This window comes from Dyadobacter sp. (assembly GCF_051859145.1).
Lineage (GTDB): Bacteria > Bacteroidota > Bacteroidia > Cytophagales > Spirosomataceae > Dyadobacter.
Window position 1 is genome coordinate 1 of the sequence record NZ_JBHYGF010000036.1, and the last position, 14,059, is coordinate 14,059.

Below are 14,059 nucleotides of genomic sequence, written 5' to 3' on the forward strand. Positions count from 1 at the left end.
GTTACTGTCCCGAGAGTTGGTGTGGGAGAAGTTTTTATGATAACCGGAAATTCCAATGCAATGGGATTGCCCGGCCTGGGTGCGAAAGATGCTTCCTCGAATGTGATTTCTTTTAACAAAACCAACAAAACACTCAACAGCGAAAATATCACAGTCGCTCCGAATGCACCTATGCCCGCACCTGCATTTGAAGTACTGAAAAAAGACAACTATATATTCCCGAATGGAGAAACTGCCTGGTACTGGGGACAGCTTGGGGATATGCTGTCGGGAAGATGGAATTGCCCGGTCCTGTTTTTCAACACGGCCTGGGCGGCTGCCAATTCAGAAAATTACCGCGATGCGGCGACCGGGAAGGATGCTTACAATTTGTATGTAGGTAAATTCTGGCCAAACCGGCAGCCTTACAGCAACATTGTCAATACACTAAAATACCTGACTGCCGAAATGGGAATGAGGGCAGTGCTCTGGTCGCACGGAGAAAATGACGCGCAGCTGGGCTTTACCGAAACAAACTACTTCAACCATATCCGCACACTTATTACAAATAGCCGGACTGACGCGGGCTATAATGCACCGTGGGTTTTGGCGCGAAATTCAGTCAGTAACCTGCTTCCTAACCCGTACTTACCGGTTTTAAATGCACAAAACCGCCTTACAGAAATTCCCAATTTCAATGTATTCAAAGGTCCTTACCTGGATACAATTCAAATCCCCAGGCCGGTTTCGGGACATTTTGAAAGTCTGCCCGGCGGGGTTCCCGGACTCACCCACGCTGCGCAGGCCTGGAACCGGACTTTGAGCGACGAGTTTGTGAAAAAGCTACATCCGGTTTTACCGACTAATCAGATATACACGGGCGTGACACCTGGCATAGCGTTGCCAGGAGCCTATTTTAACTTAACCTACCGGCTCGGAAACAGCCAGGATCAGCCCGTGATTCAGGCTGAGCTACTGGATCAATCCGGAAATTTCGTAGATACAGTTGGTACCGGTATGAATGGGAATGTGGAAATTAGGCTGCCCTACGATCTTAATACTGGTACCTATCGCATCCGCCTCACTGCGCGTAGTCGCACGATACCCGGCAGTATTTCAGATTCCTTTTACGTCGACAAAAGTTATGTACTCCTGGACAGGGTCAATAAAATAGCAACTCGTGCCGAAGGTGATCAGATCCGCATTTCCTGGCTCATAGCTGCGCATCCGTATGTGGAGCAATTGGTATTACAAAAAACAACGGACGGAATCCGGTTTTCAGATATTGAAACATTTACCGCCACACCCCGGCAGTCACAGGTATTAAGCTACCTCGATGCAGACGTAACATCAGCCGCGGCTTTTTACCGGATCAAATCAAAATACAGAAGTGGCTCGGAGTCAGTTTCCAGGATAGCCGCCTTTTTCAGGAATGGACTGGAAGATCTGACGGTTTTCCCAAATCCTGTCACAAACGGGTACTTTTATGTAAGAACTTCGCCGGGCAAACTGTTGAGCTGCCAGCTGTTTAGTGTATCCGGCAAAGCGCATTCCGTCAGCTTTTCAGATAAGGAAATCGAGGGATTAACTGTTATCCGGCCGGCAGCCTACATCTCAGCCGGGGTTTATATTTTAAAGATGGTATATGAAAGTGGTACCAGGTCAAGCAGAGTAATTATCAAATGAAAAAGGCAGAACCAAGTTCTGCCCCTTCTTATTTTTACCAACTTTTTCCTTATTCAAACAGGTTGCCCAACCCTCCGATAATGGAGCCGCCTTCCTTGTTTGCATTTGGTCCTGCGGTAGAGAGCCGCTGGATCAGTTTGGAGATCGGCATAGACTGGATCCAGCAGCGGCCTGTCCCACGCAATGTAGCCAGGAACATTCCTTCACCACCAAATACCATTGATTTCAGTCCGCCCGAACGCTGGATATCGAAGCTCAGAGACTGCTCAAATGCAACAACACAGCCGGTATCCACACGCAAAGTTTCATTGTTCAGCTGGCGCTCCATTACCACCCCGCCGGCATGCACAAACGCCATTCCGTCGCCTTTGATTTTTTGCAAGATAAATCCTTCGCCGCCAAATAGTCCCGAACCGAAACGCTGGTTGAAGTGGATTTTCATGCTGGTGCCCATAGCCGCACACAAGAAACCATCTTTCTGAACGATCAGCTCATTTCCATATATCTTGGCCAGGTCGATCGGCATCACAGTACCCGGGTAAGGTGCCGCAAATGCAACTTTTTTCTTGCCAACCCCGCGGTTTGTAAAATGCGTCATAAACAGCGACTCACCGGTTATCAGGCGCGTACCTGCCTGAAAAATCTTGCCCATGATGCTCTGGTTTGCTTCGGAACCATCGCCCATTTTGGTTTCAAACTGAATACCGTCTTCCATAAAAAGCATTGCTCCGGCTTCTGCAATGACAGTTTCATTAGGGTCCAGCTCAATTTCTACAACCTGAATATCGTCGCCGATAATCTTGTAATCAATTTCGTGTGAGATCATTTTTCGTAAAGGTTATCTGTAAAAATCAGTCAAACAATACAATCCCCTTCCTCCATCCTCCCTTTCATCCCTACTCCTCTTCCTCCTCTTCCTCAGATGTTTTCTTCTTAGACTTACGCGTTTTTCTTCCCGGAATGTCTTCCCGGTCGCGCAGCTTTTTATCATCCACATTCTTGTTCAGAAATTCGTTGATCTTGTCCATATCGAAGCTCGTCGTGATTTCTCCGAATGAATTGATCTGAATGTCGAAACCATCGAGGTCTTTATGTACCCTCGGTTTCTCGGAAACCGGTTTGGAAGGATCGTTTTGTTTCTTTTTAGCCATTTTATTTAAAAGGAAACAGAATTACTCGCGTAACCTGGATTTCAATGTTTACGAAAATAGATATTGTCAACCTGCAACCAACAGAATTTGATTGATCGGTTATATAAATGCTATGCCAACCTGATTTGCGGTGACAGGCGGTTCAATGCATTTTCCAGCCGTTGCACCACTTCCTGTTTTCCTAAAATCTCCATAATGATCATCAGATCGGGGCCCGCACCTGCGCCGGTAACTGCCAGCCTGAGTGCCTGCATTACTTTACCCATTTTGACGCCCAACCTTTCCATTGTTGCTGAGATTACCTCTTTGATCTCGTGCGCCATAAAAGCCCCATTATATGCTGTAAAAGCATCTTTCAAGCCCGCAATCGCAGTAGCAGCTTCTTCATTCCATTTCTTCAATGCAACTTCCGGATCGTAAGTCTCAGGCGCGCTGAAAAGGAACAGCGACTCGCTTACAATTTCTTTTACAAAATGCACGCGTTCTTTCAGCAAATGCACAATCTGGCCAAGCTGACTATCCGTTACTTCGATTCCCTGTGCAGCGTAAAGTGGTTTAAGCTGATCAATAACCTCCGCGTCGCTCAGCTGTTTCAGGTACTGCTGATTGAACCAGTTTGCTTTTTGAATATCAAACCGCGCACCGGCTTTATGCACTCTTTCGAGGCTAAAAGATTGGATCAGTTCTTCCATACTGAACAGTTCCTGCTCGGTACCTGCATTCCATCCAAGCAATGCGAGAAAGTTGGCTGTCGCTTCGGGCAGGTAACCTTCTTCCCGGAAACCTTTGGCTTTATCACCAGTATTAGGGTCCGTCCATTCCAATGGAAATATCGGGAAACCGCCCAGGTCGGCGTCACGTTTGGAAAGCTTTCCGTTTCCGTCGGGTTTCAGCAAAAGCGGCAAATGCGCGAACTGCGGCATGGTGCTCTCCCAGCCGAGGTACCTGTATAACAAAACGTGCAGCGGAGCCGAAGGAAGCCACTCTTCCCCGCGGATCACGTGGGTAATTCCCATCAAATGATCATCCACGATGTTGGCAAGGTGGTAAGTCGGCATACCGTCGGATTTCAACAAAACTTTGTCATCGATTTGCGAAGAATGCACCACTACCCAACCGCGCACCAGGTCGTGGAAGCGGATCTCTTCTTTCGGACTGATCCGCATCCGGATCACATAAGGATCGCCGCTTTCAATTCTTTCCTTTGTTTCGCCAACAGACAGTGTAAGCGAATTGGTCATTTCCATGCGGGTGATCGCATTGTACTGTGCAGCCGCAACTTTGGCTGCTTCCAGTCGCTTCCGCATTTCGTCCAGCTGCTCAGGGGTATCAAAAGCGTAATAAGCTTTACCCTCCAAAACCAGCCGCTCGGCATATTCACGGTATATTTCCTTTCTTTCTGATTGCTTGTACGGCGCATGCGGCCCGCCTTGTTGCGGACCTTCATCGATCCCGATACCCAGCCAGGAAAGTGCTTCCAATATGTAGTTTTCAGCGCCGGGAACAAACCGGTTCTGATCGGTATCTTCAATACGTAACAACATTTGTCCACCTTGCTGCCGCGCAAAAAGGTAGTTATATAAAGCAGTACGTACGCCACCAGCATGCAGCGGGCCCGTAGGGCTGGGCGCAAATCGTACTCGAACGGGTTGATTATTCATTTATGTTTTTTACTAAAAATTGATCTTTTACTCGGTCGCTCGTTACTCTACTGCAATCACCGAAATTTCCACATTCACATCCTTTGGCAGCCTTGCTACCTGAACCGTTTCACGAGCGGGAGGCTGTTGCGTGAAAAAGCTGCCGTAGACTTCATTTACAGCGGCAAAATCGTTCATATTCTTCAAAAAGATGCTGGCTTTTACCACGTGCTGGAAGCCAAGTTTTGCTGCACCCAGAATGTGACCGATATTTTGCATAACCAAACCAGCTTCCGCTTTGATATCGCCTGATTTGGCCGCTTCGGCAGCAATTTGCCCCGACACATAGAGTGTTCCATTCACTTTCACAGCCTGGCTGTACGGACCAATTGGCGCCGGTGCTTTATCTGAGAATATAATTTCTTTTGGCATAAGTAATAAAGAGTTGAACCGCAAAATTACCAAATAATGGATGCAGATGGAGTTAACCAGCCTGAAAAAGCGCTTTGAGCTCGGTAGCATCTGCGGGGCTCATTCTGTTGGCGAGTACCAGGCGCAGCTGCCGCCGGCGGAGTGCACTCAGGTACAGATCGTGTTCTTCGTCTGTCTCAGGCTCCAGGGGCGGGACTTCAATGGGCCGCCCATTCTGGTCTACCGCCACGAATGTATAGAATGCGCGGTTGGTACTTACCCGCTGGCCTGCCGGGATATCTTCTGCCCAAACTTCCAGAAAAACCTCCATAGAAGAGTTGAAAGCACGTGTCACCTTGGCGCGCATCGTCACAATATTGCCCAGGCGGATCGGTTCGGTGAAAGATACATTATCCACAGAAGCTGTTACCACAATGCGGTTGGAGTGCTTTTGCGCTGAAATCGCGGCACAGATGTCCATCCAGTGCAGCAGCCGCCCGCCCATCAGGTTGTTCAGTGTATTGGTATCGTTCGGAAGTACCATTTCGGTCATTGTTACCTCCGACTGGTGCGGGTGCTTTGGTTTCAGCATAATGTTCTTTGAGTAAACTTAGAATTTGGGGCAACGTGTTTTCTTTCTTTCCCTCGCCTGCATCCGGTTACCAATCCGGTAAGTTGCCTTCGCTTGCAGGAATAAATAACTGTCTTTGCTGTCAGGATTACCGCGGCTGAACCCCGGCTGCCGGGCAGGCTCGCCGATTTCGGGAGCCCGGTCGGATAGCCGGCGCGCGAGGTCGCTGGGCAGTAAGTCGGGACTTGGATACACGGTACTTACATCGTCGAGGTAATCAGAATTGACAAAATTATTGCAAAGCTCAACGCCCAGATCAAGCCGCTCGCTTACCTGGAAAGAAACCCCGATTCCTGCCGTAAAAACGAGCGGGAGCCTTTTATACTTGATGCCTTCGGTGGTTAGCGGCGCCAGTTTTTGCCAGGCACCGTCGATCTCGGCTTTCGGGTTCAGCAATGTAAAACCAACGCCGCCGAGTAAGTATGGGTTAACCCGCGCCTGCCGGTTAAAGGAAAACAAATCTGCCTTAATGCCGAGATTGAGGTCCGGGTTGAATGTTTTGAATGAAAGGTTGTTCTGGAAATTCTTGGAGTATTGCTGATCGGCTGACACGCCATAAAACCGGAGTTCTCCTCTTGCACTGAAATGTTCTGTCAGCCGGTACAATGCACCAATTGAAATAGCTGGCCCAAGTCCCAAATGCTTCATAGTAACTCCATCTCGCAAATCGCCCATGTAATAGGCAACTCCCAAGCCGGCTGTTAAACTCAGATCGCCGAACGGATTAACATATCGACCTCCAAACCTGGACTTGCCTTGTGCATGACTGTTTGAAATTGTTCCTAAAACCAGGATCAAAATGGTTGCCGCAATCAGCCGAAACGTTTGGGTAGACTTACTTCTCATCCCTCGAAAATTTTAATACTTATTGGAATAAAGGCTTATCCGATAGCTTGTAATCATGAACAAATTCAGGAAAAGAGGGAAAGTTAACGTGCGTAAATATATTACTCTTGCCTTAATAAGTTGCTTTTGGTATTTGGCATAAAACAAAAAAGCCGGACTAAGCCGGCCTTCCTCTTCATGGTGAACTTTAAACGATCACTCCCCTCTTTTCACAGAGCTCGCTCCGGAAGTACTGGAATGAATATCTTTCGCACCGCCTGAGTAGCGGACGCTGCTTGCGCCGGAAGCTTCTGCGTGAATTGCATTGCTGGCAAATACCGCCGCGCTGCTCGCTCCCGATGCATCTATATTGACTTCTTTGGTTTGGAAATTGCTGCCGCGGAATGAAGAAGCACCAGATACTTCTCCGTCCAGAATATCACAATTTCCATTCAATGTAAGCGAGGAAGCGCCCGACAAGTCCATTGTCACCTTCGCGGCAGTAAGTTCCATATTAACCTTGGAAGCGCCGCTCACCTCAATTTCCATGTTTTTGACACCTGAAAATCTGGCTACCTGTGCATTGCTGGCGCCTGAGAAATCGACACCCTGCAAATTCAGCATGGTAATACTTACATTCACCGTTTTCCGGTTTTTGTTCCAGCCATTTCCCTTATAACCTAATTTCAGCTCGCCACCGGAAATATTGGCTTCTATATCCTGCAGATCCTCTTCCCGGCCCGTTGCGACTACATTATAACTGCTGCCTTGTTTCACATCAATCTTGAATGCACTGCCCATTGCCAGCCTGTTGAAGTTCGAAACATTGAATTTTTTGGTTGTCTGCGCCATTGAATGGAGTGAAACCGCAACGAGAGCAAGCAGGGTAATGTGAAATACAAGTGCCTTTTTCATGATCATGATCTGTTAGTTTTTTTGAAAGATGAATCCGCTTTACCGAAAGTTGCACGGATGCATTTACTCCTGAACATTAATTTTGCTCGCTCCGCTGGCGTTAGTGTCCAGATTAGGGATCCGGCCCAGTTCCACTTTGGAAGCGCCCGATGCATCTACATCCGCATTCTGAATAACCATTTCATTGGCAGTCAGCTTGCAGGCTCCGTGCACATCAAGCGTGGCAGACTTTGCAGATCCCAGCAATGTAGCTTTCGAAGCGCCCGACAGGCTGAGTGTCAGTTGATCAACATCCACATTGAATTCCGATTTGGATGCACCGGATACTTCTACATTCAGCTTAGGCAGCGCTTTGAAACCGGATACCAGCGTTTTATTGGCTCCTGAGAGGTTTACCGCTTCCACGGTCGGCATGGTGATTACCAGCCCTATTCTCTTCCAGTCATTTCCAAAAAGGTTGAAATCAGCAGAGCGTTTGACGCGCAACGTACCATCTTCCACAGTCACTTTCAGGTCGTCGATCTCCTCCTGTCCCTCTGAGTCGGCGGTTACATTGAATTCACTGCCCTGACGAACTACGATCGAGTATGCACCTCCGATATCTAATTTGGAAAAATTGCTTACCGGGAACTGCTTGATGTAATTACCTCTTTCACCCAGGTCGAGATCACTGTTGTAATCGTTTTCAAAAGAATAGTTCGCATTCTCAGTATCCTCCTCGCTTCTCAGGAAACGCGCAGGTATATTAGTACAGATCAGACCGGAGTCACGTTTTACAACCCAGATCAGGTTATCCCATTTTACATCTTCATCATCCAGATTATAGCGTTCCATTCCCTGCGCCCCGGATTCCCATTGATTTAATGTATAGTAAAAATCGCGGGACATGATGAACGGTTTGTTATAAGGTACATTCAAAGTCAGGTCAATTCGCTGGTCGCGGAAAAGGCGGTTTGACAATGCAGGTCCATCGTTAAAAACAAAGACAGAATCTTTCACCTCAACATTATATTCCAGCATTTCGGCATTGTTCTGCGCATCTTCCCTCGTTCTGCCACGTGCATGAAGTGTCTTTACAAGTTCCAGGCTGTCTGACGCATTAAATCCGGCGAGCCTGATATCTACGTCCACATTTTCCTCCTCGTAGCTTGGGTTATAGTTGAGTGTCAAAGTTCCATTGGGTACCCGGTAAAAAACGGATTGTACCACTTCGCCCCGCTTCGCAAAATTTCTCTGAAACGAAATCACGCCGATGGTAGTACCGATAATACCTACGATCCACAACCCCAGCATAGTCAGCCAGACTGTACCGCCCACAATTCTTTTGTTCGACAGCAGTGTTAAGCCCAATATCAGAAAGGTAGCCAGCGGAATAGCCGCTACCAGCATTCCCGAGAGAACGAGCGTACCCGGGAGTTCCTGGAAGATGCGAAAAGGTACTGGCAGATCATCAAAAACAACCTCATTGGTCAGCCCGAAAGCAACTCCTATTCCCACGATCAGTGAAAACAGGCCCAGTACCGACATTGCAATAAGCAATGCGCCGATAACAACTCTTAATATAGGGCCCAGTCCTCTAAGCAACTTTCCCAGCGAGGCAATGATCAATGCAATGGCGCGGAAAGGGAAAAGAAGAATTTTAGTGATACCGTGCTCCTCGCCCCCTTTTTCTTCCAGGTTGAGGCTTTGTTTGATATTTGATTCAATATTGGAAAGCGTGATCGGCTCTCCCTGCATTTCCATTTTCTCGGTAAGGGTATTCGCCACCGGCGCAATTACCCAAAGCACGATATAAATGATCACACCGGTTCCGAACAGAAGAATGGACAATACCCAGAGAAAGCGCACAACACCCAGGTCAACTCCAAAGTAAGAAGCAACACCTGCCGCGACACCGCCCACCACTTTTCTGTCCGGATCACGATAGAACTTCTTGATCTGGGTATCCTCTTCCAAAGTCGAAGAGCCAGGGAATGCTACCCACATCGCAATGTAAACGAGCACCATAAATCCTGCGAACGGGCCAAATTCATCTTCCATATTCAGCCCCATCATACCTGATCCGGCAGGCAAGCCAATGACAGCAAACAGGAAAGCAAGTCTCACCCAGATCGGGTCAATGGTAAAATGGTGCGCCAAACCGGCTGCTACACCACCCAGCAGCTTACGGCGCAAATCGCGGTACAGCTTGCGGGGCGCGGCTGGTTTAACAGGTTCCGTAACCGGTGGAATGTATGAAGAAGAAGAAGAAGAAGAAGTACCTTCAAATGTTGGGCCTGCATTTGACGAGTAAGACGAAGAAGTTGTTTCCTGCGCCGGTACTGCTGTTCTGCCTGCTGTTTCCAGCGGATCGGCAAGAATATCTTCCGCTTGTTCAATGGCTTCGAAATCGGCCACAGTACCCATTGCAGCAATCAGCTCGTCCACATCCGAGAGCGAGATAACCTGTTTTACTTCTGCTTTTTGTTTGTTGATAAACCGTTCTGCGACGCGGCCCTCAATATCCGAAACGATTTCCTTACTGTCTGCAAAAGAGGAAAAGTACCGCTGGATCGAGTTGAGGTAGCCTTTTAATTTCTCGTACCCGTCCTCCTCGATATGGAAGATGATACCGCCAATATTTATGCTGATTGTCTTTTTCATGGTTGAAATAATCGAATGTCTTGTATGATCAGTTAGGGTCAGGAAGATTGCCAGGAGCCGTTTTGCTCAATTCCTCTGTACGCCGAATAACGGTTGAAACCGATTCTGCCAGCTCAAACCAGGTAGCCTGCATTGCATCGAGAAATACCTTCCCCTCATCCGTCAAAACATAATATTTCCTTGGTGGTCCCGAAGAGGATTCCACCCATTTGTAGTCAAGCCAGCCCGAATTTTTCAACCTTGTCAAAAGAGGGTACAACGTGCCTTCCACCACCATGATGTGAGCCGATGTAAGTTCATCCAACATATCCGAGGCGTAAACCTCGCCCCTGGATATGATGTGCAGGATGCAGAATTCCAAAATTCCCTTCCGCATCTGCACTTGGGCATTTTCAATATTCATGTGGTCTCATGTGTTAATTAAATGAATAAGTTCATGGCTAATAGATAGAAATTCATTCTAACACAACAAAGGTATACACAGGTACTTTGTGATGCAAGGTACCATGCGAAAAAGATTTGTTGGTTGTGAGGAATGGTATTTTTGTTTGATGACCGGTAAATAATCATGATCATGGCTGAACAAACTTCTGAAGAGAACAAGACATCAAACCAACCTGCGCTCTACATCATTGCTGCTATGAGCGAAAACCATGTGATCGGAAAAGAGAATCACCTGCCCTGGCACCTGCCCGATGAATGGAAGCATTTTAAGGAAATTACTGATGGCCGGGCATTTATCATGGGACGAACCAGCTTCGAGGCACCTGACGCCCTGCATTCTTCCAGGCTGAATGTAATCCTCTCTTCCAAAACGGATCAGCCTGAAACGCCCGGGACTTTGTATGCCAAAGATATTCCGCAGGCACTTGAGTTACTTTCAGACGAAAAGGAAGTATTTGTATTAGGAGGCGAGCATGTATTCACACAAATGCTGCCGCTTGCCGACAAACTGTATTTAACTATTGTTCACGCAGAGCTGGAAGGCGACGCATTTTTCCCGGCAATCAATGCAAATGATTGGGAACTGACTGATTCTGAGTACCACGCAGCAGATGAAGCACATTCTTACTCGTTTTCGATGAATGTATATGTGAGAAAAACGGCGGGTTAACCGGCCGTTTTTCTCAAACCAAATGCCCCAAAAGCTTCCACACACTATCTTCCTTTTCCTGATCGCGGGCGTTCATAGCTTTGCTTTGCAATACGCAGGCGATGAATGGATCAACGATCAACAGAATTATTATAAAGTTTCTGTCGTAAAAACAGCTTTTTACGAGCTTAGCACTTCCCAGCTCCTGAATGCAGGAATTCCTGTCTCCGCCATTCCGTCCGGCGCATTTCAGATTTTTACAGGCGGAAAGGAAATTGAAATTGAGGTGTCACAGGCTTCCTCGGGACAGCCGCTTTCCGGTGACGGTTACATTCGTTTTTTGGGAAAGGATAACAACGGCGCAAATGATACCTCGCTTTACATGCCACCCGCTGTCATGCCGCATTCGCATTATAGCCTGTATTCAGATACGGCATATTACTACCTCACCTGGAAACTGGACGGTACAAGCGGAAAAAGAACCACGTCAGTCGCAGGAGATTCAACATCCCGCAAATTCAGAGAAGTACTGCAAGTGTACAATTCGCATTACCTGCCCGGGGTATTCTACCCGAAAGGCAGTGGCTTTGATACCGGCTCTGTGCTTTCAGGCTATGATACCGGCGAAGGCTGGACGGGACCGGAGTTAAAGGAAAATGAACAATTCAGGCTGGCGATTCCCACGGAAGATGCGGATTTCAGCGGATCCGATTCCATTTCATTTGAAATGCTGCTGGCTGGCTGGTCAGCGGGCCGGCATGTTTTTGAGTTTTGGTTAAAAAAGGAAGGCAGCTTGTTGCGAAAAGTCGCTGACGTTCAATTTGAAAACTATGATACCCACTTGATCCGGTTAAATTTCAGCCGGGCAGACCTGGATCATGCAGGGACTTTTCAGGCAGCTCTCGTACCCGTCGATGCAGGCGGGCACATATCGGTTTCTTACCATCAATTGCGTTTTCCGATAAAGCACGATCCGGGAGATACAATTGTTTATGAGCCCCTTACCGGACTAACGCAGGTACATTTCCGTCAGATTAAAGCTGGCGAGGCCGACTACCTGATTATCACGCATCCCACTATGCGCATTCCAGTGCTAGGTGAAGACCCGGTAGCAGCTTATGCCAAATACCGCACATCGCCCGCGGGTGGTAACTACAAGCCGCTGATTGTTCATACGAGTGAAGTTTTCGACCGGTTTAATTACGGATTACCTGGTCCTGTGGGTCTGAAAAACCTGATTGCCAAACTGGCACCAGATTTGAAGTTTGTACTGCTGATCGGAAGGTCGATAGATCCGCAAAAAGCACGAAAGCTGGTAAATGCGCGGGAGGCAGATATGGTGCCGAATGCAGGCTGGCCCGGATCAGATCTCTTACTCGCGATTGGCAGAAAGTCCCCTGCTCCATTGGTCCCAATTGGCAGGATCAATGCTGCGACTTCGCAGCAGGTTTGGGACTATTTGCAAAAGGTAAAAGCAATGGAAGCCGCGCCCGCAGCAGCACCGTGGCGAAAGCGGATCTTGCATTTAAGCGGCGGCAGGTCAAGGCAGGAACTCTCTGCCTTTAAAGATTATGTAAAAGGTTTTGAACAGAAAATCGACGGTTCGTTCCTCGGCGCGGCTGTCACAACGATTTCCAAAGAAACCGACGATCCGGTTGAGAAAATACCGCTTCATACACAACTAAATAAGGGAGCCGCATTAGTTACCATTTTCGGGCATTCCGGGACGGACGTGACAGATATTGACATTGGTTTCGCCAGTGACCCTTCGCAGCAGTATCGCAACAAACCCTTCTACCCGGCCGTGATCGTAAATGGTTGTGCATCGGGCAGCATATTTTTCTCACCCAAAACCCTCAGCAGTGACTGGATATTTGCCCCTGACAATGGCGCAGTGCTCTTTCTGGCGCATACTTTTAATGGTGTTTCTACTGCTTTGAAGCGGTACACCGACTTTTTTTATGAAGTATTAGCTGACTCTGCATTCGCCAGTCTTCCTTTTGGAACAATCCAGCAGGAAGCGATCCGGCGAAACCTGACTAACGGAGCAAATATCTATGATAAAATTACCACACAGCAGATGAACCTGCATGGTGATCCTGCAATCCGCATATTTCCGGCGCAGCTTCCGGATTATACGATTGATTCAACCTCGCTGGTCATTTCAGATGGTGCTGGCGGGACTTTCAATGCGAAAAGTGACAGTTTGCTCGTCAGCCTGGCTGTTTTGAATAATGGCAGGTACCGGAATGATCCGTATCGTTTTTCATTCAGCATAATGCGCGGTTCCACGATTCTTGCCACTTATACACTGAACAGGTGGGGGGTCCCCTTGTCGGATACACTGCGCTTTTCCATTCCTAGTCATTCCCGTTTTAAAGAAACTGATTTGCTGGTATTCGAAGTCGATGAAAACAATGTGTTGAATGAAGAGAATGAGGAAAATAACCGGTATACTGTCAGCATTTTTAAACCCCAAAACAATGCTGCGCAACCCGATCGGAGCCCGCCTGTGCTACTTGTCAGGCTGGATGGAAGGTTTATTGAAAATGCAGATCAGGTTGCAAATGAAGCGGTCATCGAGCTAACGTTAACAGATCCGGGCGCTACGGTTACCAGGGAAGATACCGCCGGCATTGTAATGTGGCTCAAACCTTTGTGCGACGGCTGCGAGGAACAACGGCTTTACTTAACAGGTGCTACCTGGCGGAATACAGGTCCCGAAAACTTTTATCTGACAACAAAACTACCACCCTACCTTACTCCCGGGAGCTATCTTTTGACCGTCAGGGCGCGGGATTTGAACGGAAACTTTGCACCAGACTATCAGATTACTTTCAATATTTCAGAAAAATCGTCCATTGGGCGCATTGAACTTGCACCTAATCCGGCTACAAAAGCGTTTGTATTCAGGGCGACGATATCCGGACCAAAAGCGCCAGAAAAGGCAACACTAATAGTCACAGACCTTTACGGAAGACCAATTGCGACGTTGCACCTTCGTCCGCATATCGGACGTAATGAATGGATTTGGGAACCTGGTAACCTTGCAGCGGGGGTTTATATCTACAAATTCGCATTTACA

Annotated in this window: 12 protein-coding genes; 3 read left to right on the plus strand and 9 right to left on the minus strand. The window is 47.8% G+C overall.

What is annotated here, in order from left to right; all coding sequences use genetic code 11:
* On the plus strand, nucleotides 1-1,665 hold a 1,665-nt coding region (locus ACTIE6_RS03210), incomplete at its 5' end, for a T9SS type A sorting domain-containing protein (protein WP_439555256.1).
* Nucleotides 1,666-1,714: 49 nt separating this feature from the next.
* On the opposite strand, the gene ACTIE6_RS03215 is transcribed toward ACTIE6_RS03210, so the two are convergent.
* The 9 genes from ACTIE6_RS03215 to ACTIE6_RS03255 all read right to left on the minus strand — a co-directional run bounded on the left by ACTIE6_RS03215 (nucleotide 1,715) and on the right by ACTIE6_RS03255 (nucleotide 10,284).
* Entirely contained in the window at nucleotides 1,715-2,491 is a 777-nt protein-coding gene (locus tag ACTIE6_RS03215) for a TIGR00266 family protein (protein WP_439555257.1), read from the minus strand.
* 70 nt (nucleotides 2,492-2,561) lie between these two features.
* Entirely contained in the window at nucleotides 2,562-2,816 is a 255-nt protein-coding gene (locus ACTIE6_RS03220; RefSeq protein WP_439555258.1) for a hypothetical protein, read from the minus strand.
* A gap of 110 nt (nucleotides 2,817-2,926) precedes the next feature.
* The gene (gene gltX / locus ACTIE6_RS03225) at nucleotides 2,927-4,477 is read right to left on the minus strand and encodes a glutamate--tRNA ligase (protein ID WP_439555259.1); all 1,551 of its coding nucleotides are present in this window, start codon (nucleotides 4,475-4,477) and stop codon (nucleotides 2,927-2,929) included.
* A gap of 42 nt (nucleotides 4,478-4,519) precedes the next feature.
* Nucleotides 4,520-4,888: a Rid family detoxifying hydrolase gene (locus tag ACTIE6_RS03230; RefSeq protein WP_439555260.1), complete on the minus strand. Its 369-nt coding sequence runs from the start codon at nucleotides 4,886-4,888 to the stop codon at nucleotides 4,520-4,522.
* A 52-nt stretch (nucleotides 4,889-4,940) separates the two neighbouring features.
* The gene (locus tag ACTIE6_RS03235; protein ID WP_439555261.1) at nucleotides 4,941-5,459 is read right to left on the minus strand and encodes an acyl-CoA thioesterase; all 519 of its coding nucleotides are present in this window, start codon (nucleotides 5,457-5,459) and stop codon (nucleotides 4,941-4,943) included.
* Nucleotides 5,460-5,477: 18 nt separating this feature from the next.
* A complete protein-coding gene (locus ACTIE6_RS03240) occupies nucleotides 5,478-6,344 on the minus strand; it encodes an outer membrane beta-barrel protein (protein WP_439555262.1) in 867 nt (288 codons plus the stop codon).
* Nucleotides 6,345-6,539: 195 nt separating this feature from the next.
* Nucleotides 6,540-7,238: a head GIN domain-containing protein gene (locus ACTIE6_RS03245; RefSeq protein ID WP_439555263.1), complete on the minus strand. Its 699-nt coding sequence runs from the start codon at nucleotides 7,236-7,238 to the stop codon at nucleotides 6,540-6,542.
* 63 nt (nucleotides 7,239-7,301) lie between these two features.
* Nucleotides 7,302-9,881 (minus strand): PspC domain-containing protein, encoded by a 2,580-nt coding sequence (locus ACTIE6_RS03250; RefSeq protein WP_439555264.1) that lies wholly within the window; start codon nucleotides 9,879-9,881, stop codon nucleotides 7,302-7,304.
* A 28-nt stretch (nucleotides 9,882-9,909) separates the two neighbouring features.
* A complete protein-coding gene (locus tag ACTIE6_RS03255) occupies nucleotides 9,910-10,284 on the minus strand; it encodes a PadR family transcriptional regulator (RefSeq protein ID WP_439555265.1) in 375 nt (124 codons plus the stop codon).
* Nucleotides 10,285-10,455: 171 nt separating this feature from the next.
* Here ACTIE6_RS03255 and ACTIE6_RS03260 point away from each other — a divergent pair, with 171 nt between their 5' ends.
* Both ACTIE6_RS03260 and ACTIE6_RS03265 read left to right on the plus strand, forming a co-directional pair.
* Complete coding sequence (locus tag ACTIE6_RS03260; protein WP_439555266.1) at nucleotides 10,456-10,995, plus strand: dihydrofolate reductase; 540 nt, start codon at nucleotides 10,456-10,458, stop codon at nucleotides 10,993-10,995.
* Nucleotides 10,996-11,017: 22 nt separating this feature from the next.
* The coding region (locus ACTIE6_RS03265) for a C25 family cysteine peptidase (protein WP_439555267.1) at nucleotides 11,018-14,059 on the plus strand (3,042 nt) is incomplete at its 3' end.